Source organism: Candidatus Poriferisodalis sp. (assembly GCF_965208555.1).
GTDB lineage: Bacteria > Actinomycetota > Acidimicrobiia > Acidimicrobiales > Poriferisodalaceae > Poriferisodalis.
In genome coordinates this window covers 2,929,565-2,947,177 of sequence record NZ_OZ242342.1, presented here as the reverse complement: position 1 = coordinate 2,947,177, position 17,613 = coordinate 2,929,565, and the positions used below count along the sequence as shown (strand labels likewise).

Genomic DNA, 17,613 nt, shown 5'->3' with positions numbered 1-17,613 from the left:
CTAACCAGCAGGGCCTAACCAGAAGCGAGTGTGCCACCCTCAGCGCCGCCCGTCGCGGCGGTTTTCTCGCCAGCACTGCCGGGATCGCCGATCAGGCTGCGCAGCAGGTCGTCGAGGGCCACGACCCCGAGCGTGCGCCGCTCAGCATCGGCGACGACGGCAAGGTGGATCCGTGTGCGCTGCATGCGGCGCAGCGCCCTGTCGAGCGCCACGTCGGGGCCCAGCCGCAGCATCCGGCGCACGAGGCCGCGGCCGGCAGACTGCGCGGCAGCGAGACGGTCAGCTTCGGCGAGGTCGCTGGCGTCGCGCACCGCAGAGATCGCCAGATCATTGCTGTGCAGCATTCCTCGCACATCGTCGGGTCCGTCGCCGAGCACGACCAGCCGTGAATGGCCGGTGCGGGCGAATTGCTGCTCGACCTCGGTGAGCGGGTCGGCCAGCCGCACGGCCGCAACCGCGCCCGCGGGCGCCATGATCTCGCTCACCTTCGTTGCCTCGAACCGCATGGCTCGCTCCAGCAGTGCCACGTCGGTCGGCGCGATATGGCCCTCGGCCAGCGAATCTTGCGCCATCAGCGTCAGCTCGGCGGGCGTCGCCACGTCGGCAAGCTCGGTCGTCGGCTCGACGCGCAGCATCCGGGTCAAGCCGTTCGCGACCCACTGCAGCGCCCGGGCGACCGGACGGAAGACGGCAAGGTACGCAGCCATGGGCCGGGCCAGCACCAGCAGCGTGCGCTCGGGCCCGATGAGCGCCAGGTTCTTGGGCACCATCTCGCCGAACACCATGTGCAGCACCGTCACGATGCCCAGCCCGATGCCGAAGCCGATGGCGTGCAGCGCAGCGTCGGGGATCTCGATGATGCCGTGCACCGCCCGCTCGATGAGGCCGGCGATTGCCGGCTCGGTGAGGCGTCCGACTGCCAGCGAGCACAGGGTGATGCCCAACTGCGCTCCCCCGAGCGTGGTCAGCACGTCGGACTGCATGCGCTGCGCTGCCAATGCCGAGCGCTTGCCGGTCGCTGCCTGACGGTCCACCGCGGCGCGCTTCGCGCCGATGAGGCCGAACTCGATCGCGACGAATGCCCCGTTGAACACGATGAGCACCAGGCCCACGGCAATGGCCAGCGTGGTCATGATGGGTCGTCCACCCGATCGTCAACTCCGTCCACCCCGTCGTCGCCGTCGCTGTCACCGGCGGCCGCGGGCGGCGGGCTGACTCTGACCTCGGCCACCCGGAGCCCATCGGTCTGGGTGACGTCGAGCTGCCAGCCGTCCCAGGTCACGACGGCGCCCACCGAGGGGATCTCGCCGAGGCGTTCCAGCACGAAACCCGCCAGCGTCTCGTACGGACCTGGCGGCACCGCCAGGCCTGCGTCGGTCTCCACTTCGTCCAGCGTCGCTGTGCCCGCAAGCGCCACCGGCTGGCCCGGCCGGCGCAACGTGAGCGCGGCAGGCTCATCGAACTCGTCAGCGATATCGCCCACGAGTTGCTCGGCGATGTCCTCTCGCGTGAGAATCCCGGCGGTGCCGCCGTGCTCGTCGACCACCACGCACAGCCGGCAGTCCGACGCGGCCATGTCGGCGAGGACGCCGTCGAGCTTGCGGCTCTCGGCGACGGCCACGACCGGTCGCATGATGGCTTCGACTCGGGTGCCGTCACGCTCGGTCGCCTCGACGCTGAACACGTCGCGGACCTCGGCGATGCCGAGCACATCGTCAGAGCTCGCGCCCAGAACCGGGAAGCGCGAATGCCCTCTGACACGGGCCAGCTCCACCAGCTCGGTGAGCGTCGCTTCAGTGCCGATGGCCGACATCGACGTGCGCGGCGTCAGCGCATCGGCGGCGTCCTTGCGGCCCAGGCGCAGCGTCCGCACCAGCAGATCGGCCTGGCCGTCGCTGAGCGTCCGCTGGCGCGACGAGCGCACCACGTACTCCAGCTCGTCGCGGGTGCGCACGATGCGAAGCTCCTCGGTGGGCTCAAGACCGAGGCCTCTCACTGTGGCGTTGGCGATGCCGTTGAAGAGCAGCGTGATCGGCGCAGCGATCGTCCCGTAGAGCCGCAGGATCGGCGCCAGCGCCAAGCTCGTCCCGAGTGGGCGCGAGACCGCCAGATTCTTCGGGAGCAGCTCGCCGAAGATCATCTGGATGACGGCAGCCAGTGCGATCGCCACGACGGCGACTACCCCGGCCGATGACAACGTCTCTCCCCAGCCGCCGAGTGCCCATTCGATCAGGCTGCCGACGGTGTCCTCGGCGATGATGCCGAGCACCAGCGACGTGAGCGTGATGCCGAGCTGGGCGCCGGCCAGATGGAAGTTGAGCCGCCGCAGCAGGGCCCTGACCCCGCGCGCCCGACGCTGCCCCTGACCGGCCAGAACGTCGACCTGCGAGGTGTCAACGGCGAGCAAGCAGAATTCACCGGCCACGTACACGCCGTTCAAGACGATGAGCGCGACGACGATTCCGAGTCCTGCGATGAGTCCCAGCGTCATGCCGGTGCCGTGCACCCCCGAGCGCCCCAGTGGCAGCGTTTACGGTACCGGCAACCCCCGGCCTGCCGAACAGGGTCGCCGGTAGCCTCGCCGGGATGCGGGTAGCCCCCAGCACTGCGCCCGCGGAGTCCGCTGCGCAGCCCGAGCACCATGGGGATTGGATCCGCGCCGACCCGTCGCTGAGCTGGATCCGCCGGCTCGGACCGCTGCTGCGACGCCAGCGGGCGCGCATCATCGTGGCGCTGATCGCCGCCATCGTGGCGACGGGCGCGGGGGCCGTTGCGCCGTGGATCGCCGGCATGGCTGTCGATGCGGCAGTGCCTCGCCCCGATGGAACCAGAACGGGCTCGCTCTGGACGCTGGTCATCGTCCTGGTAGGGCTCGGACTCGCTCGCGGCATCTCCACCTACACCTACCGCTACGGGCTCTTCTCCATGGGCCATCGGGTCGAGTTCCAGCTGCGTACGCTGCTGTTCGCCCACCTCAGCCGGCTGTCGTTCGCGTTCTACGACCGGGTGCACACCGGCGAGATCATCTCCCGCTCCAACTCCGATATCCGCTCGGTGCAGATGTACCTGGCCTTCGCTCCGATCGTGTCGAGCCAGTTGCTGAACTTCGTGGTGGCCATCGCAGTCATGGCATGGATCAGCCTGCCGCTGACTGCCATCACGATGCTGATCATGCCCGCCGTCTATGTGCTGGGCCAGCGGCTGCGGCACATCATGTTCCCGCTGTCGTGGATCATCCAGTCGCGCAACGCCGAGGTCGCCACCGTGACCCACGAGAGCGTGAACGGTGTACGGGTCGTCAAGGCCTTCGCCGCCGAGGCCCGGCAGGTCACCGAGATGGCCCGGGCGACCCAACGGCTGCGCTGGGCCAACATGCTGCAGCACAACACCAGGGCGCACTACACGCCGGTCATCGAGAACCTCCCGCGTCTCGCCATGGCGATGGTGCTGCTGGTCGGCGGGCACTTCATCATCGGCGGCTCGCTCTCGGTGGGCAACCTGGCCACCTTCTACCTGTACATCCTGCTCTTGCAGGCGCCGTTCCGGTTCATCGGGATGCTGTTCATCTTCGGCCAGCGGGCCAAAGCGTCAGCAGAACGCGTCTTCCAAGTGCTGGATGAGCCGGTGCTGGTGGCAGACCGTCCCGGCGCCGTCGATCTGCCCCTGCGCCAGGGCCCGACAGGCGGGCCCGGTGGCATGGAAGTGCGGTTCGACGACGTCCGTTTCGCCTATGGCACCGAGACGATCGGGGGCGTAGCGGGCACCGCGAGTGCCGGGCGCGACGCGCCGCTGGTGTTCGACGGTCTGGATCTGCGCATCAACCCCGGTGAGCGGGTTGCGATCGTCGGTCGGACCGGCTGCGGCAAGTCGACGCTCGCCCGGCTGCTGATGCGCTTCTACAGCCTCAGTGACGGTGCCATCTCCGTCGACGGCCACGATGTGAACGACCTCACCGGCGACAGCCTGCGCCGGGCTGTCGGCCTCGTTCCCGACGAGCCGTTCCTGTTCTCGGCCACCATTCACGACAACATCGCCTACGCCCGACCCGACGCTGATCGGTCCGAAGTGATTGCCGCCGCCACCGCGGCGCAGGCCCATGAGTTCATCAGCGAGCTCGAGGAGGGGTACGACACTGTGGTCGGCGAGCGCGGGTACGACCTCTCGGGCGGCCAGCGGCAGCGCATCGCCATTGCGCGGGCCATCCTCGCCGATCCGGCTGTGCTGATCCTGGACGACGCCACAAGTTCCATCGACGTGGCGCACGAGGCGAAGATCCACGACGCGCTCATCGCGCTGCTCGCCGAGCGAACAACCATCGTCATCGCCCACCGGCTGTCCACGATCAGCCTGGCCGATCGGGTGATCCTGCTGGACGGCGGGCGGGTGGCGGCCGACGGGACCCATGCAGAGCTGCTGGCCACCGAACCCCGCTATGTCGAGGTGCTGGCGGCGGCGGGCGACACAGACAGGCTCGACCCCAGTGCCGTCGCCGGTGACGGCCCGCACGGAAGCGTCGCATCATGGTGATGGTCGGCGGCCCGGGCCACATGGGGCCCACTGCGACGCAGGCGAGCGCCGCGGCGGGGCTGCCCTTCGCCGGCGTCCCGACCGAGATGCAGCAAGGCGCCGACAGGCTGCTCGAGCACGAGCCCGAACACCCCGAACCGGAGATCAATTTCGACCACGTGGCGGAGCGCGCCGATCGGGAGCCGGCGCGTACGTTCGGCCTCCGGGACATGCTGATCCCGCACAGCTGGGGCGTCTCGGGAGCACTGCTGCTTCTCTGCGGGGAGACCGCGGCGATGCAGACGGTGCCGGTGCTCTTTCAACAGGGCATCGATCGCGGCATCAGCGCGGGCGACCGCTTCGCGCTCAACATGGTCGTGCTGGTCTTCGTGGGCGTCGTCGCGGTCAGCATCCTGCTCAGCCGGCTGCGTCAACGCCTGAACGGGCGTATTGCCGAACAGGTCATGTTCGACTTGCGGTTGCGGCTGTTCAGCCACTACCAGCGACTCTCGCTGGACTGGTACACGACGTCCAAGTCCGGGGTGCTGCTGAGCCGGATGACCTCCGACATGGAGTACGTAGCGCTGCTCATCAACGAGGGCATCGTGAACCTGCTGATCCAGGTGCTCACGGTGGGCGTCGTGACCGCGGTGCTGTTCAACTACAGCCCGTTCTTGGCGGTGATCCTGCTCGGGGGCATCATCCCGCCGCTAGCGGCATTGACTCTGTGGTTCCGGGCGCGCAGCGAGCAGGGCTATGCCGAGATCCGCGACCGCATCGCGGACGTGCTGGCCGACCTGTCGGAGAATCTGGCAGGGATCCGGGTGATTGCAGCCACAGGCCGTCGCCTGGAGAACGCAGTGCGGCACCGGAAGGTGACTGCTCGTTTCCGCGACGCCAACCTGTCGATGTCCAGGGTTCAAGCAATCTATGGACCCAGCACCGAGGCCATCGGCATCGCAGCGCAAGGGCTCGTGCTGGCCATCGGCGGGCGGATGGTGCTGGATGGCAGCCTCACCATCGGCGAGCTGGGCGCGTTCGTGCTGTACGTCACGACGCTCTTTGCCCCGATCCAGCAGCTCGCGCAGCTCTACAGCACCTACCAGCAGGGCCAGTCCGGGCTCCGCAAGATCAGCCAGGTCCTGGCGACGCAGCCGACTGTGCGCCAGCATCCAGACGCTGCCGAACTTCCGCCGGTTGCCGGTCACATCCGGCTCGAGAACGTCTCATTCGCCTACGACGACGAGGCGGCGATGAGTGAGGGCAATGGCGACGGGACGAGCGGCAACGGCGCCGCCAATGGCGCAGCGAAGATGCCCGTGAGCCAACTCAACGCATCATTTGATCCAGTGGCGATGCCTGCGCTTGGAAACGGAACGGAGTCTTCTCACGGCAAAGGCACCGGCAGCGACTTCGCTGACGGCGACGTTCTGGACGGCGCCATTGGCGAGGGCGGCGAGCCGCTTGACGACGAACCTCCTGAAGTGCTGAGCGATGTCAGCCTGGAGATCCGCCCGGGCGAGACCTTCGCCCTGGTCGGGCCGACGGGCGCAGGCAAGAGCACGATCGCGAAGCTGATCATCCGGTTCTACGACCCGACTGAGGGTCGGATCACGATCGACGGCTGGGACCTGCGTGACGTGACGCTGTCGTCGCTGCGCAACCAGCTGGGCGTCGTCCCGCAGGAGCCGTTCCTGTTCCACGGCACCATCCGGGACAATGTGGCGTTCGGCCTGCGCGACCGTGCCGGACGATCCGCGGGCGACGGTGACGCACAGCTCGATGCCGACATCGACGCTGCGCTCGACCTGGTCGGTCTGCGTCGCCTGATCGACGGCCTGCCCGAGGGTGCCGACACCCAGGTGCACGAGCGCGGCGTGTCGCTGTCGGCCGGCGAGCGGCAGCTGCTCGCGCTGGCCCGGGCATTCGTGGCGCGGCCCCGGGTGATCGTGCTGGACGAGGCCACTTCCAGCGTGGACCTCAGCACCGAAGCCGAGATCGAAGGGGCGCTGGACCTGCTGCTCGAGGGCCGGACTGCGGTGCTGATCGCGCACCGGCTGGCGACCGCCATGCGGGCCGACCGCATCGCCGTGATCGACGAGGGGGGTGTGGTGGAGCTGGGCACCCACGATGAGCTGGTGGCGCTGGGCGGGCAGTACGCCGGGATGTACGCGACGTGGATGGCGCACGCCGGCGAAGCTCGCCCCGACGGGACGTGAGCGCTCGTGCGTGACGCCGAGCATCGGCCGACCGTCGCGCTGCGAGATGTGTCGGTCGTCTACGACGGCACCACCGTGCTGGGGCCGCTCGACTGGGACATCGCACCGCACGAGCGGTGGATCGTGCTGGGACCGAACGGGTCGGGCAAGACGAGCCTCATCAAGGTGCTGTCGCTGTACCGCTTTCCCACCACCGGCACAGTGGAGGTGCTCGGCGAGCGGTGGGGTGCGGTGGATGTGCGCGAGCACCGGCGGCGCATCGGTCTTGCCAGCTCGTCGCTGCGAGACCAGTTCCGGCCCAACATCAGCGCTCTCGACATCGTGATGACGGCGCGCTACGCGGCGCTGGAGACCTGGTGGCACAGCTACACCGACGCCGACCGGTCCAGCGCTCGGGCATGCCTGGAGCGCGTGGGCGCTGCCCGGCTGGCCGACCGGGCGTTCGCCACCCTGTCGTCGGGCGAGCAGCAGCGCGTGCAGCTCGCCCGCACGCTCATGGGCCGTCCCGAGCTGCTGCTGCTGGACGAGCCGACCGCCGGCCTAGACCTGGCCGGCCGCGAACAGCTCGTGGCCAGCCTGGAATCGCTGGCCGCGGATCCACAGACGCCGGCAACAGTGCTGGTGACGCACCACACCGACGAGATCCCCCCATCGTTCACCCATGGGCTGCTGCTGCGCGACGGCGTGCCGTTGGCGAGCGGTCCGCTGGGCGAGGTGCTCACCGCCCAGTCGCTGTCGGAGTGCTTCTCGCACAAGCTGCGGTTGGAGCGGCGCGACGGCCGCTGGCTGTCGTGGGCGGTCAGCTAGCGCTGCGGGCCCGGGCTGCGAGACTGGCGCCATGAGCGAACACCCCATCACTGGCGCCGGCGGCGCCAGCAGTGAGGACAGTGCCGGCAACGACGACAGTGCCGACGGCGCCGCAACCGAGATCGCGGCGTGCATCGAGGGCTACTTCGATGCCTGTACTTCAGGTGACGCCGATGCCGTGGCCCGACATTTCACCGATGACGCCGTCGTGTATGACACCAACCACGCGCCGGTACGGAGGGCAGAGGTGATCGGGCGCTTCTGGTCACGCATCGCTGCCAAATGGCAGGGCGCGTCATGGCGCTGCGAGCGGCTCGTGACCGACGGCGAGACGGCGGCGATCGAGTGGATCATGAGCGGCACGATGGCGGCGCATCGCAGCACCGAGGCCGGTGAGCCGTTCGCCGTGCGCGGCAGCGAGCACTACGACTTCGGCACCGACGGAGCTACCGGCGGGCGGCTGATCGCCGAGATCCGCCAGTACTGGACGTTCGATCTCGATCACCCGTCCAGTGAGCTGGTCGACTACCCGTACGGCGAGACCGGCCGTCTCGGCGGCTGAGCCAACCTGGACGAACCCTTGCCTCACGACGATGCCGGGGCAGGCACCGACCTGCACCTGATCTATCCCGACCCGCAGCTCGATCAGCGCAGTGCTGCCGCTGGTTCGCTGCGGCGGTTGGCCCACGCGTTCGTGCGGCATCGCACCGACCCCGAGACGCTGGCCGAGATCGCCGCGTGGGCTGAGGGCACCGCAGAACAGCTGGAGGCAGGCTCAGCGCCGGTCGCCCGACCGGCGGACTACTTCGCGCGGCGCTACACCGATCCTCGGCCTGCAGACGGTGCCGAGGTGATGGCCTTCAGCGATCGGGCCTTCAGCGGGCCGGCCAATCCGACCGCGATGGAGGTGGACATGCGCCGGCACGGCGACGGCGTGAGGGCGGTGGTCACCTTCGGCGCTGCCTTCGAGAGCGCCCCTGGACGCGCGCACGGCGGCTCGGTGTGCGCTGTGGTCGATGACGTCCTGGGCTACCTGATGGTGTGCTTGGGCATCGCCGCCTACACCGCGCGTCTCGAGATCGACTATCGGGGCGGCGTTCCCATCGACGAGCCGGTGAGCTTTGAGGGTCGCGAGACCCGGCGTGAGGGGCGCAAGTCCCACGTCGAGCTGACCGTGCGGGCCGGCGACGCACCCGACGCTCCCCCGCTCATCGAGGCCAGCGGCCTGTTCGTGATCGTGACTGCAGACCAGCTCGCCTGAGCCCTACGGCACAGCCCGCAAAAGGATGTGCTCGAGCGGCTCGCCGACATGGGCCCGGCCCGACGGCAGCTGACCCTCGGCGGCCTCGACGTCCCACACCATGACGTCATGGTCGAGCGTGTACAGCAGGAATCGGCTGTCGGGGGACCACGCCATGTGTCCGAGGTCGATGCCGATCTCTGGCGAGTGACGGCCCCAGTCCTCGGCCAGGTCCACCACCACGACGCCCGCCGGAGTGCCGTTGCCGTGCAGGAGCCGCACCGCGACACGATTGGCGTCCGGCGACATCAGCCCCTGATCGCTCCAGCGATCCGGCGACGCCGCCCGCAGTTCTGCGGGCAGGTCAACCCGCCGCTCCGAGATCGCCCCGATGGCGATCGGATAGCCCTCGCAAAGCGACGAGCAGTCTTCCGCCAGCTCGGCCTGGTCGTCACGTTCCCCAAAACTGCCGGACGCTTCCTCGCAGATCTCCTCGCACCATTCGTCTCGACGGTCAGGGCCCACGGTGGCGCTGAACGAGATGTCGGTGATCTGGCAGCCATAGTCCTCGCACTGCAGCCGCACGACGTGACTGTCGCCGACGGCAAGCACGCGGCCGGTGCCGAGCTGCAGCGGCGAGTTCCGCCCGTCGAGCGCCATGACCCGGCCTGCCATCGACACCACGACGTGGTCGCCGAGCGCGCCATGCACAACCGCCTCATTGGGCATCTGCACCGCCGAGCGGAACACGCCGTCGGGGCCGACCACCCGGGCGAAGAGATGCTCGGTGCCGCGCACGATCGCGACGATTCCCGGCGGGCTGTACGCGGGCAGCACCTCGGTGACGTCTTCGGCGATGACGACGGTGTCGCCGCTGCTGGTGTCGACGCGCATCACGTCGCGCCCGATGCCCACCACGATCGACCCCCCGAGGTCCACCAGCGTGTGGGGCAGGCCCGGCAATGGCACGTACTGCGCCGCTCCGGTCAGCAGATCGAGCTGGTACAGGTAGCCCCGGACGTTGCCCGTCGGATCGCCGGCGAGCGTGGCGATCATCTCGGCCGCAGGACGCACCGGGGGCAGCTCGCCGACGGCGGCGTCGAGCGCAGTCGGCGGTGGCAGCGTCGTGCGCGGCGGTTTCGGCGGTGCGGTGGTGGTCGTCGTGGCCGGGAGTTCGGTGGTGGTGGTCGTCGCTGCGAGCGAGGCATCGGGGCCGTCGTCGCTGCGCACCCACGCCACCACCAGCGCCGCGACGGCCAGTGCCGCTGCGAGGGCGGCGAACACGGTCAGGCGCGGCGCCCCGGACGGCCGCCGCTCCACCACCGTCTCCTGCACGCTGGCGAAATCGGCGCCGCTCTCGGGCAGTATCTCGAGGCCCTGCGGCGCGTCGGGGCCCTGCGGCGGTTCGGGGATGCTCACCGCTTCACATTCTGCGCCGATTGATGAGCCCGCGCGGCTTCCGGCTCAGTACAGCCCGCTACCAAGACGTGGCGTTCTGGGCAAGCTCCCGGAACGGCGTCGCCGGGTCGGGACCGGGTTCGCGGGGCAGTCCGAGCACCCGCTCGCCCAGGATGTTGCGCTGGATCTCGTCGGTGCCGCCATAGATGGACGGTGCAGGCGAGAACACCGCCATCTCCTGCAGCACCCCGTCGGTTGCTGAAGCGTCGCCCCACAGCGTCATGTCGGCACCGAGGATGGTGCTGGCGAGCGACCGGGCGCGTCGCAACGCAGCCGTCATGCGCAGCTTCGCCAGATTGCCCTCGCCGCCGGTGCGCTGAGACTTCTGCCGCCCGCGCACGGCGGAGAGCCGCATCAGCTCGATGTCGATATGCATCGCAGCGAGCTCCTGGCGGACGAGTGCGTCGCGGTCACGACCGCGGGCACGAGCCTCGGCGCTGAGCTGATTGAACGTGCCCGGGCCCACTCCCCCAGCCGCCAGCGCAAGCCGCTTGCCGCGGAACGTGCCAGCCGGCCGGTCGAGGTGTCCAGCGATCGATCCGGGGTGCGCAGCGGCGAAAGCGAGTCCGTGGCTGCCGCCGATGCCCGCACGTTCGACCATGAGCGTCGTGTTGGTCACGCGCCATCCGTCGTTGAGCTCCCCGATGATGTTCGCGTGGGGCACCCGCGCCCCGTCGATGAACACCTCGTTGAACAGCGACCGCCCGGTCATCTCCCGCAACGGCCGAACCTCCACGCCGTCCTGGTCCATCTCGAACGCGAACCAGGTGAGGCCGCGATGCTTCGGCGCCTCGGGGTCCGTACGCGCCACGAGCATGCCCAGATCGGCATGCGAGCCTTCGGATGTCCAGACCTTCTGACCGGTGATGATCCACTCGTCGCCGTCGCGGATGGCTTTGGTCTGCAGGCCGGCGAGGTCGCTGCCTGCGCCAGGCTCAGAGAACAACTGGCACCACGATTCGGCACCGTTGAGAATGGTCGGCACGAAGCGCTCAATCTGTTCGGGCGTGCCGTGCTCGAGGACGGTGGGGGCGGCGAGCAGCATGCCGAGCCCGGCGGGCGAGCCGATGGCTTCGGCAGCGCGGATCGCGTCAACGAGCACGCGCGTCTCGGCGCGGCCCCATCCCCTGCCGAACGGCTCAGGCAGCGTCGGGTTGGACAGCCCTGCGGCGGCCAGCCGCTGCCACCATTCCCGCACGCTGGCGTCGGGATCCCAGTTCTCCGCCAGCCAAGCATCGAGCTCGGATTTGAGCTCGGGACCCGACGTCGCGCTCACAGCAGGAACCCAGCAATGATCCAGATGATCCCACCGACCAAACACGCGCCGATGACCACGCTCCTCCTCGTCGCCGACAGGCGTGGCTCATCCGGCTCCGCTTCGTCCACGGCTCGAAGGCTATAGGTGCGACTCAGTCCGCAAAGCGGAGGAAGATCGCGGTGGTGGGGGCGAAGAAGAGCCGCCACGCCTGCAGGATGCCGCCGTTGGGACCGCAGATCATGCGCGTCTCGGTGCCGGCGGGCAACTCGACAACCACCCTCGGGCTGAAGATCCACAGCAACTGCAGACGCAGCGTGTAGCTGCCCGGCCGCAGCACGAAGTGCTCGGTTTGATCGTCGCGGATCTGCCCGACGCGTTCGTTCTCGATGAGGACCTGGTAGCTGCGAATGGTGTCCCGGTAGTGATGGATGCGTTCGAGCACCAGTTCGGCGGTGGCCCCGTCTGCAGCCTCGCTCGCTGCGTCGGCAGCGTCGTCGTCGTCGACCACCTCGGGCATTCCCAACGGTGTGCGCGGGGCCTTGGCGTTGTGATCGGCCATGCCGCGCCGCATTCGCTCCCAGATCGACGGCTTGGGCGTCGCCGCCTCGCCCTGCGATTCAGCCGGTTCGGGTGTTTCGCTGCCGGATTCCGACGTCATATGGCGCTCTCCAGCAGCTGCTCGACGACGACGGCGACGCCGTCTTCTTCGTTGCTCGGCGCAATGCGGTCGGCCGCATCGCGCACCGTGTCCGAGGCGTTGGACATGGCCACGCCATGGCCGGCCCATTGGAGCATTTCGACATCGTTGAGGCCGTCGCCGAAGGCCACCACGTCGGTCGCCGCAATGCCGTAGCGCTGGCAGACGATCTCCAGCCCCGCCGATTTGCTGACGCCGGCAGCAGCGATTTCTGCCATGTCCAGTCCCGAGGGGCGGATTTCGGTGCCGAGCGGCATGTGCGGCGCGAGCTCGTCGACCATCGCCAGCGTGTCCATGCCAGGCGCATGAACGAGCCACGTCAGCACTGCGCCGTCGACTGCTGCGACGGCGTCGTCAACGTGCAGGACGCTCAGATCAGCGATCAAGTCGGTCGGCATCTCCGGAGCGAATCGGTGCTCCCACAGGTGCCGGCCATCAGCCATGTCGAGTCCGAGGCTCACGTCGGGCAGGAGTTTCCGTGCCATCTCGGCTGCCTCGATGGCCTCGAAGTGCGTCATGGACCTGTCAGCGATCCGTTCGCCGGCAACGGCATCCATCACCACCGCTCCGTTCAGGCACACCGCATAGGAGAGCACCGGAGCTCGGCGCAACACCGACTCGGTCTGGGGCCAGGGCCGGCCAGTGGCGAGCGCAGTGACGACGCCGGCATCGGCAAGCGACTCGAGCGCCGCCGCTGTTCGCTCGCTGAGCGCACCCTGACGGGTGATGAGCGTGCCGTCGATATCGAACGCTGCCAGTCGTGGCAGGCCGGCTCGAGGTCGAGCCAGAGTGCTGCGGGGCGGCGTGGTCATGCCCTGCACGGTAGAGGCACGGTGTGACACAGCGGAGGCGAATTCGGCTCGATGCGCCGCTCGATGCGCCGCGGCCGGCCGCACTCGGTCGCCAGCTCGGTCAATCCAGGTACGCAGCCGTCGCAGTGGCCGTCTGCAACAGGCGGTCGGTGCCCCCGGCAGTCTCGAAGATCCGGGTGCGACTGGTCACGATGTGATCGGTGCGGGCCAGCATCTCGCCATCGACACGGAACGGGCCGCCCCGTCCCGGCGCCAGGTAGTGCACGTCGGCGAACACGCACCGCGACCTGCGCTCGGGGCCTGCCGCCAGCCCGGCAAGGTGGTTCGCCATCACCTCGGCCACCACGATGGAGGCGCCGCCTTGCAGCGAGCCGAACGAGTTGCGGATGCGGTTGTGCATCGGCAGCTCGATGCGCGGCTCGCCCGGCACCGGTGTGATGCGCAGATACTCGTCGAGCGGCGGGCGCGGATCCAGCTCGTGGTCCTCCCGGTAGTCGACCGTGTTGTCGCGTGCAGTGGCATCCACCACTGGGGTGTCGTCCCGCCGCGGCAGCCGGGCATAGGTGCAGGTGGAGCGGGCGATCTCGGTTCCCGCCCCGTCGACGACCGAAGTCTCGGTCACCACCTGGTTCCGGCCGACCCGCAACGGCGTGCAACGGGCCGTCACCTCGGTGCCCTCCGCACGCGCTGCCAGCACCGTCGACAGATGCAGGGTTGCCGACCAGTCGGGTGTCACCTGCAGCACGGCATGGTGGCCCGCGACGGAGTCCACCAAGGTGGCGACCGCGCCCAGGCGCAACCAGCCGCCTTCCGCCAGCGGACCGTCCGCCAGATCGTCCAGCACCGGCATCGTCGCCGTCAGCGTCCCGTCGGCGGACATCTGGTGACCCAGTCGCAGGTGCCGCAGGATGTGGTTCTGGGGCGGGTAGCGGACCGGCTGGTCCGGGTCTGCGCTGTCGTCGGCGCTCATGTCGCGCGCTCGCGCGCCAGCCGCCGCAGGGCATCCCACAGCTGCGCTGTCGCGTCCGCCAGATCATCAGTGCCGCCGCCGTTGTGGATGACGAAGTTCGACACCTCCCGCCGCTGCTCGTCGGTCGCCTGGGAGGCCAGCCGCGACTTGGCGTCGTCGGCACTCATGCCACGCTCGACCAGCCGCTCCATCCGAATGTCGGGCGGCGCTTCGACGGTCACCACCACCTCGTAGGGATACCTGGTGTCGCGGCCGAGCGTGCTCTCGGTGAGCACCGCCATGTCCAGCACGACCACGTCGGCGCCCTCAGCCGTGCAGATCGATTCGATGCGCTCATCGAGGAGCTCGTTGATCGCCGGATGGCTGATCTCGTTGAGGGCTGCAAGCTCATCAGGGTCGTTGAACACGATCGCAGCCAGCGCAGGTCGGTCGACGCCGCCATCAGATCCGCGCAGATGGTCGCCGAATCGCTCGAGCACCGACTCGACCGCCATGCCTGCCGGGGCGATGATCTCGCGCCCGAGCGCGTCGACATCCACGATCGCCGCTCCGTGGGAGGCCAGCAGCCTCGCCACGGTGCTCTTGCCGGCCCCGATGCCTCCCGTCAGGCCGACGATCAGCACCGCGCCCCCGGCGCTTCCGGCAGCACAGCGCTCAAGCGGCGCGGCGACCCTCGGCGTCGGTCGGCGGTCCCGCGAACGCCTGGGCGATGTCCATCCACCCAGTCGCCAGCGGCCCGGTGACCGACAGCCCGGTCTCGGTGTGATGGCGACGCTGCGTCACCGCCAGGCAGAACTCGTACGCGTCGCCGCTCACCCTGTCAGCGGCATCTTCTGGACCCCACGTCCACACGTCCCCGCTGGGGGCATCCAATTCGACTCGAACTGGGCCCTCGGGCACCTCGAGGCCCCGGTTCGCATAGCTCCAGCCACGCGTGCCCACGCCGATGTGAGCGACATGGCGCAGCCGGTCGGTGCGAGGCAGTTCCCGGCCGTGGGTGTCGGCGACGTCATGCCCATGCGACCACGTCTCCATGAGCCGAGCGGTCACGAACGACAGGGCCCCCATGGACGGGCCGAACCACGGAATGCGGTCCTTGCGGTCGAGCGGGCGCACGGCGGCCAGCATCTTGGACCGCTCGTCGCAGAGCCAATCCCAGATCTCGGACCCCGACATGGAGGCGAAGTCGAATCCCGCCGCCGTGTGCAGGTCCATCTCGCCGCGTGCCGCTGCAGAAGTGAAGTCCCCGAAGCGCTCCGGATCGACCACGGCGATCGTCGCCACCCAGTCGGTCATGCCCAGATGCACCATCGTCTCGCGACTGTCCCAGCCCTCCGCGGGCGTGGGCAGTCGCCATTGCTCCTCGCTGATGTCGCTGACCACGTCGCCGAGCGCGTCGGTCTCGGCTTGAAGGTCGTCGCAGATGCCGTCCATGGGTGGGGACACTACCCGCACGCCTCGGGGCGATTCCGTGGTTGCCAGCTCGCCCATCGAAGCGGAGGACGTGACAGCGGCTGACTATCTTGCGCTCGATGAGCAGCTCAGCAGACAGCGAGAACTCCGCGGTCGCCGATGCACGCGTGCTGTGGCAGCCCGATGCCCGGCGACGTGCGTCGACCCAGCTCTGGCAGTTCGCCGAGCAGGTGGGAATCGGATTCGACGAGCATGCCTACGCGGATCTGCACGCATGGTCTGTGCAGCATCCGGGAGCGTTCTGGCGCGCCGTGTGGGACTTCTGTGACGGCATCGGCGAGCTCGGCCCGGAGTTCGTCCCGCCTCCGTCGGGCGATGCTGCCTCAACGGCTGGAGGCGGCGCGACGCCAGGTCCGGCGTTGGAGTTCTTCGCAGGCTCCAGCCTGAACATCGCCGAGAACTACCTGCGGCCCGTCGCCGCCGGCGGACCGCAAGCCGGCGACACGGCCCTGGTCTTCATCGGCGAGGACGCAGCGCAGCTGACCATGACGCACGGCGAGCTGCGGGCAGAAGTGGCGGCGTGCCAGCGAGCGCTGGCTGCTGACGGTGTCGGCGTGGGCGACCGGGTCGCCACGATGCTCCCCAACGGCCCCGAGGCGCTCATCGTTTTTCTGGCCACGGCGTCACTGGGCGCCGTGTACTCGTCGGTCAGCCCGGACTTCGGCATCGACGGTGTCCTCGACCGTTTCGGCCAGATCTCCCCGACCGTCATGGTCGCCGTGGACGGCTACTACTACAACGGCCTGCGCCATCACACGGCCGGCAAGGCGGCCGAGGTGGCCGCCAGCCTGGCAAGTTCGGGCGCCTCGCTTCGGCGACTGGTCGTCGCTCCGTACGACCGCAGCGCACCCGCCGCCACCGGTGACGTGCCGGGGTCGTCGACGTCGTGGGCCGACTGGCTGGCGCCTCACCGCACCGCAACCGGCGACGACCTGACATTCGAACGGCTCGGCTTCGACCAGCCGGTATACATCCTGTATTCGTCAGGCACCACGGGCAAGCCGAAGTGCATCGTTCACCGGGCCGGCGGCGCGCTGCTGAAGCTCTGGTGCGAGCAGCGCCTGCACTTCGACGTCCGTCCCGGTGATCGCGTCATGTACTTCACCACCACGGGCTGGATGATGTGGAATTGGCTCGTCGCCGGGCTGGCCAGCAGCGCATCGCTGGTGCTGTACGACGGCTCGCCGTTCCATCCCGGTCCCGCGCAGCTTTTCGACGTGGCCGACCGCTGGGGCGTCACGCTGTTCGGTGTCAGCGCCAAGTTCATCGAAGGTGCCATGAAGGCGGGCCTGCAGCCCGCGCAGACCCATGCGCTCGACACCGTGCGCACCATTTCCTCGACGGGTTCACCCTTGGCACCCGAGGGCTTCGACTGGGTGTACGAGCAGGTGAAGACCGATGTTCACCTGGCCTCGTTCTCGGGCGGCACCGACATCTGCGGCGGCTTCGTGATCGGCGATCCGACGGGACCGGTCCGCCGCGGCGAGATCCAGGCGCCCGCGCTGGGCCTCGACGTCGACGTGGCCGGCTCGAGTGGCGACTCGCTGGGTGCCGGCACGCAGGGCGAGCTGGTGTGCCGCAACGCGTTCGTGTCCATGCCGCTGCAGTTCTGGGACGACCCGGGCGACGCCCGCTATCGGTCCGCATACTTCGAGCGTTTCGAGGGCGTGTGGCATCACGGCGACTTCGCCGAGTGGACGCCGAGCGGCGGCATGATCATCAGCGGGCGATCCGACGCCACGCTGAATCCCGGCGGGGTCCGCATCGGCACTGCAGAGATCTACCGCCAGGTCGACCGCATCGACGAGGTGCTCGAGAGCGTGGTCATCGGCCAGCGGGTGCCTGCAGGCGGCCAAGCTCCGGCCAGCACCGACACCCGGGTCGTGCTGTTCGTGAAGCTGCGTGACGGCTTGTCGCTCGATGACGAGCTCACCGGCAGGATCCGCTCGCAGATCCGCTCAGGAGCGTCGCCCCGGCATGTGCCCTCAGTGATCGCTCAAGTGCCGGCGATTCCCCGCACCCGTTCGGGAAAGCTCGTGGAGCTGGCGGTTCGAGATGTCGTCGAGGGCCGTCCGGTGGCCAACGTCGAAGCCATCGACGATCCCGCCGCGCTCGCCCACTTCGCCGACCATCCCGCACTGGAGGCGTGACGGCGTCCAGCATGGCGGTGGAC

15 protein-coding genes are annotated in these 17,613 nt (G+C 69.1%); 6 read left to right on the top strand and 9 right to left on the bottom strand.

Going from position 1 to position 17,613, the window contains the following annotated elements:
- Nucleotides 1-14 precede the first annotated feature (14 nt).
- Both ACOGXE_RS13520 and ACOGXE_RS13515 read right to left on the bottom strand, forming a co-directional pair.
- Nucleotides 15-1,133, bottom strand: a complete 1,119-nt coding sequence (locus ACOGXE_RS13520; protein ID WP_419931431.1) for a hemolysin family protein — start codon at nucleotides 1,131-1,133, stop codon at nucleotides 15-17.
- Nucleotides 1,130-2,506: a hemolysin family protein gene (locus ACOGXE_RS13515; protein ID WP_419931430.1), complete on the bottom strand. Its 1,377-nt coding sequence runs from the start codon at nucleotides 2,504-2,506 to the stop codon at nucleotides 1,130-1,132. Before ACOGXE_RS13515 ends, ACOGXE_RS13520 begins: the two co-directional genes overlap by 4 nt.
- Nucleotides 2,507-2,586: 80 nt before the next feature.
- Here ACOGXE_RS13515 and ACOGXE_RS13510 point away from each other — a divergent pair, with 80 nt between their 5' ends.
- Genes ACOGXE_RS13510 through ACOGXE_RS13490 form a run of 5 tightly spaced genes read left to right on the top strand, consistent with a single transcriptional unit; the run spans nucleotide 2,587 to nucleotide 8,793 of the window.
- Nucleotides 2,587-4,527 carry an ABC transporter ATP-binding protein gene (locus ACOGXE_RS13510; protein WP_419931429.1) on the top strand — a complete coding sequence of 647 codons (1,941 nt, stop codon included), beginning with the start codon at nucleotides 2,587-2,589 and terminating at the stop codon, nucleotides 4,525-4,527.
- Nucleotides 4,521-6,725 (top strand): ABC transporter ATP-binding protein, encoded by a 2,205-nt coding sequence (locus ACOGXE_RS13505; RefSeq protein ID WP_419931428.1) that lies wholly within the window; start codon nucleotides 4,521-4,523, stop codon nucleotides 6,723-6,725. The genes ACOGXE_RS13510 and ACOGXE_RS13505 overlap by 7 nt, the downstream gene beginning before the upstream one ends.
- A 6-nt stretch (nucleotides 6,726-6,731) precedes the next feature.
- Nucleotides 6,732-7,532, top strand: coding sequence for an ABC transporter ATP-binding protein (locus ACOGXE_RS13500; protein WP_419931427.1), 801 nt, complete (start codon nucleotides 6,732-6,734; stop codon nucleotides 7,530-7,532).
- A 31-nt stretch (nucleotides 7,533-7,563) separates the two neighbouring features.
- Complete coding sequence (locus tag ACOGXE_RS13495; protein ID WP_419931426.1) at nucleotides 7,564-8,094, top strand: nuclear transport factor 2 family protein; 531 nt, start codon at nucleotides 7,564-7,566, stop codon at nucleotides 8,092-8,094.
- 18 nt (nucleotides 8,095-8,112) lie between these two features.
- Nucleotides 8,113-8,793, top strand: a complete 681-nt coding sequence (locus ACOGXE_RS13490; protein ID WP_419931425.1) for a PaaI family thioesterase — start codon at nucleotides 8,113-8,115, stop codon at nucleotides 8,791-8,793.
- 3 nt (nucleotides 8,794-8,796) lie between these two features.
- Here ACOGXE_RS13490 and ACOGXE_RS13485 read toward each other — a convergent pair whose 3' ends face one another.
- The 7 genes from ACOGXE_RS13485 to ACOGXE_RS13455 all read right to left on the bottom strand — a co-directional run bounded on the left by ACOGXE_RS13485 (nucleotide 8,797) and on the right by ACOGXE_RS13455 (nucleotide 15,401).
- Entirely contained in the window at nucleotides 8,797-10,191 is a 1,395-nt protein-coding gene (locus ACOGXE_RS13485; RefSeq protein WP_419931424.1) for a hypothetical protein, read from the bottom strand.
- Between the two features lie 58 nt (nucleotides 10,192-10,249).
- Nucleotides 10,250-11,506, bottom strand: a complete 1,257-nt coding sequence (locus tag ACOGXE_RS13480; protein WP_419931423.1) for an acyl-CoA dehydrogenase family protein — start codon at nucleotides 11,504-11,506, stop codon at nucleotides 10,250-10,252.
- Nucleotides 11,507-11,639: 133 nt separating this feature from the next.
- Nucleotides 11,640-12,146: a hypothetical protein gene (locus ACOGXE_RS13475; protein WP_419931422.1), complete on the bottom strand. Its 507-nt coding sequence runs from the start codon at nucleotides 12,144-12,146 to the stop codon at nucleotides 11,640-11,642.
- A complete protein-coding gene (locus ACOGXE_RS13470; protein ID WP_419931421.1) occupies nucleotides 12,143-12,997 on the bottom strand; it encodes an HAD family hydrolase in 855 nt (284 codons plus the stop codon). Before ACOGXE_RS13470 ends, ACOGXE_RS13475 begins: the two co-directional genes overlap by 4 nt.
- Nucleotides 12,998-13,097: 100 nt before the next feature.
- Entirely contained in the window at nucleotides 13,098-13,967 is an 870-nt protein-coding gene (locus tag ACOGXE_RS13465; protein ID WP_419931420.1) for a PaaI family thioesterase, read from the bottom strand.
- Nucleotides 13,964-14,590, bottom strand: a complete 627-nt coding sequence (gene coaE, locus ACOGXE_RS13460) for a dephospho-CoA kinase (RefSeq protein ID WP_419931419.1) — start codon at nucleotides 14,588-14,590, stop codon at nucleotides 13,964-13,966. Before coaE ends, ACOGXE_RS13465 begins: the two co-directional genes overlap by 4 nt.
- Before the next feature lie 31 nt (nucleotides 14,591-14,621).
- Entirely contained in the window at nucleotides 14,622-15,401 is a 780-nt protein-coding gene (locus tag ACOGXE_RS13455) for a TIGR03084 family metal-binding protein (protein ID WP_419931418.1), read from the bottom strand.
- 98 nt (nucleotides 15,402-15,499) lie between these two features.
- Here ACOGXE_RS13455 and ACOGXE_RS13450 point away from each other — a divergent pair, with 98 nt between their 5' ends.
- Nucleotides 15,500-17,590 carry an acetoacetate--CoA ligase gene (locus ACOGXE_RS13450; protein WP_419931417.1) on the top strand — a complete coding sequence of 697 codons (2,091 nt, stop codon included), beginning with the start codon at nucleotides 15,500-15,502 and terminating at the stop codon, nucleotides 17,588-17,590.
- Nucleotides 17,591-17,613: the final 23 nt, after the last annotated feature.

Coding starts and splice junctions, on each gene's coding strand:
- ACOGXE_RS13505 (WP_419931428.1), top strand. CDS start 4,521: ATGGTGATGGTCGGCGGCCCGGGCCACATGGGGCCCACTGCGACGCAG.
- ACOGXE_RS13470 (WP_419931421.1), bottom strand. CDS start 12,997: ATGACCACGCCGCCCCGCAGCACTCTGGCTCGACCTCGAGCCGGCCTG.
- ACOGXE_RS13495 (WP_419931426.1), top strand. CDS start 7,564: ATGAGCGAACACCCCATCACTGGCGCCGGCGGCGCCAGCAGTGAGGAC.
- ACOGXE_RS13455 (WP_419931418.1), bottom strand. CDS start 15,401: ATGGACGGCATCTGCGACGACCTTCAAGCCGAGACCGACGCGCTCGGC.
- ACOGXE_RS13465 (WP_419931420.1), bottom strand. CDS start 13,967: ATGAGCGCCGACGACAGCGCAGACCCGGACCAGCCGGTCCGCTACCCG.
- ACOGXE_RS13475 (WP_419931422.1), bottom strand. CDS start 12,146: ATGACGTCGGAATCCGGCAGCGAAACACCCGAACCGGCTGAATCGCAG.
- ACOGXE_RS13450 (WP_419931417.1), top strand. CDS start 15,500: ATGAGCAGCTCAGCAGACAGCGAGAACTCCGCGGTCGCCGATGCACGC.
- ACOGXE_RS13510 (WP_419931429.1), top strand. CDS start 2,587: ATGCGGGTAGCCCCCAGCACTGCGCCCGCGGAGTCCGCTGCGCAGCCC.
- ACOGXE_RS13520 (WP_419931431.1), bottom strand. CDS start 1,133: ATGACCACGCTGGCCATTGCCGTGGGCCTGGTGCTCATCGTGTTCAAC.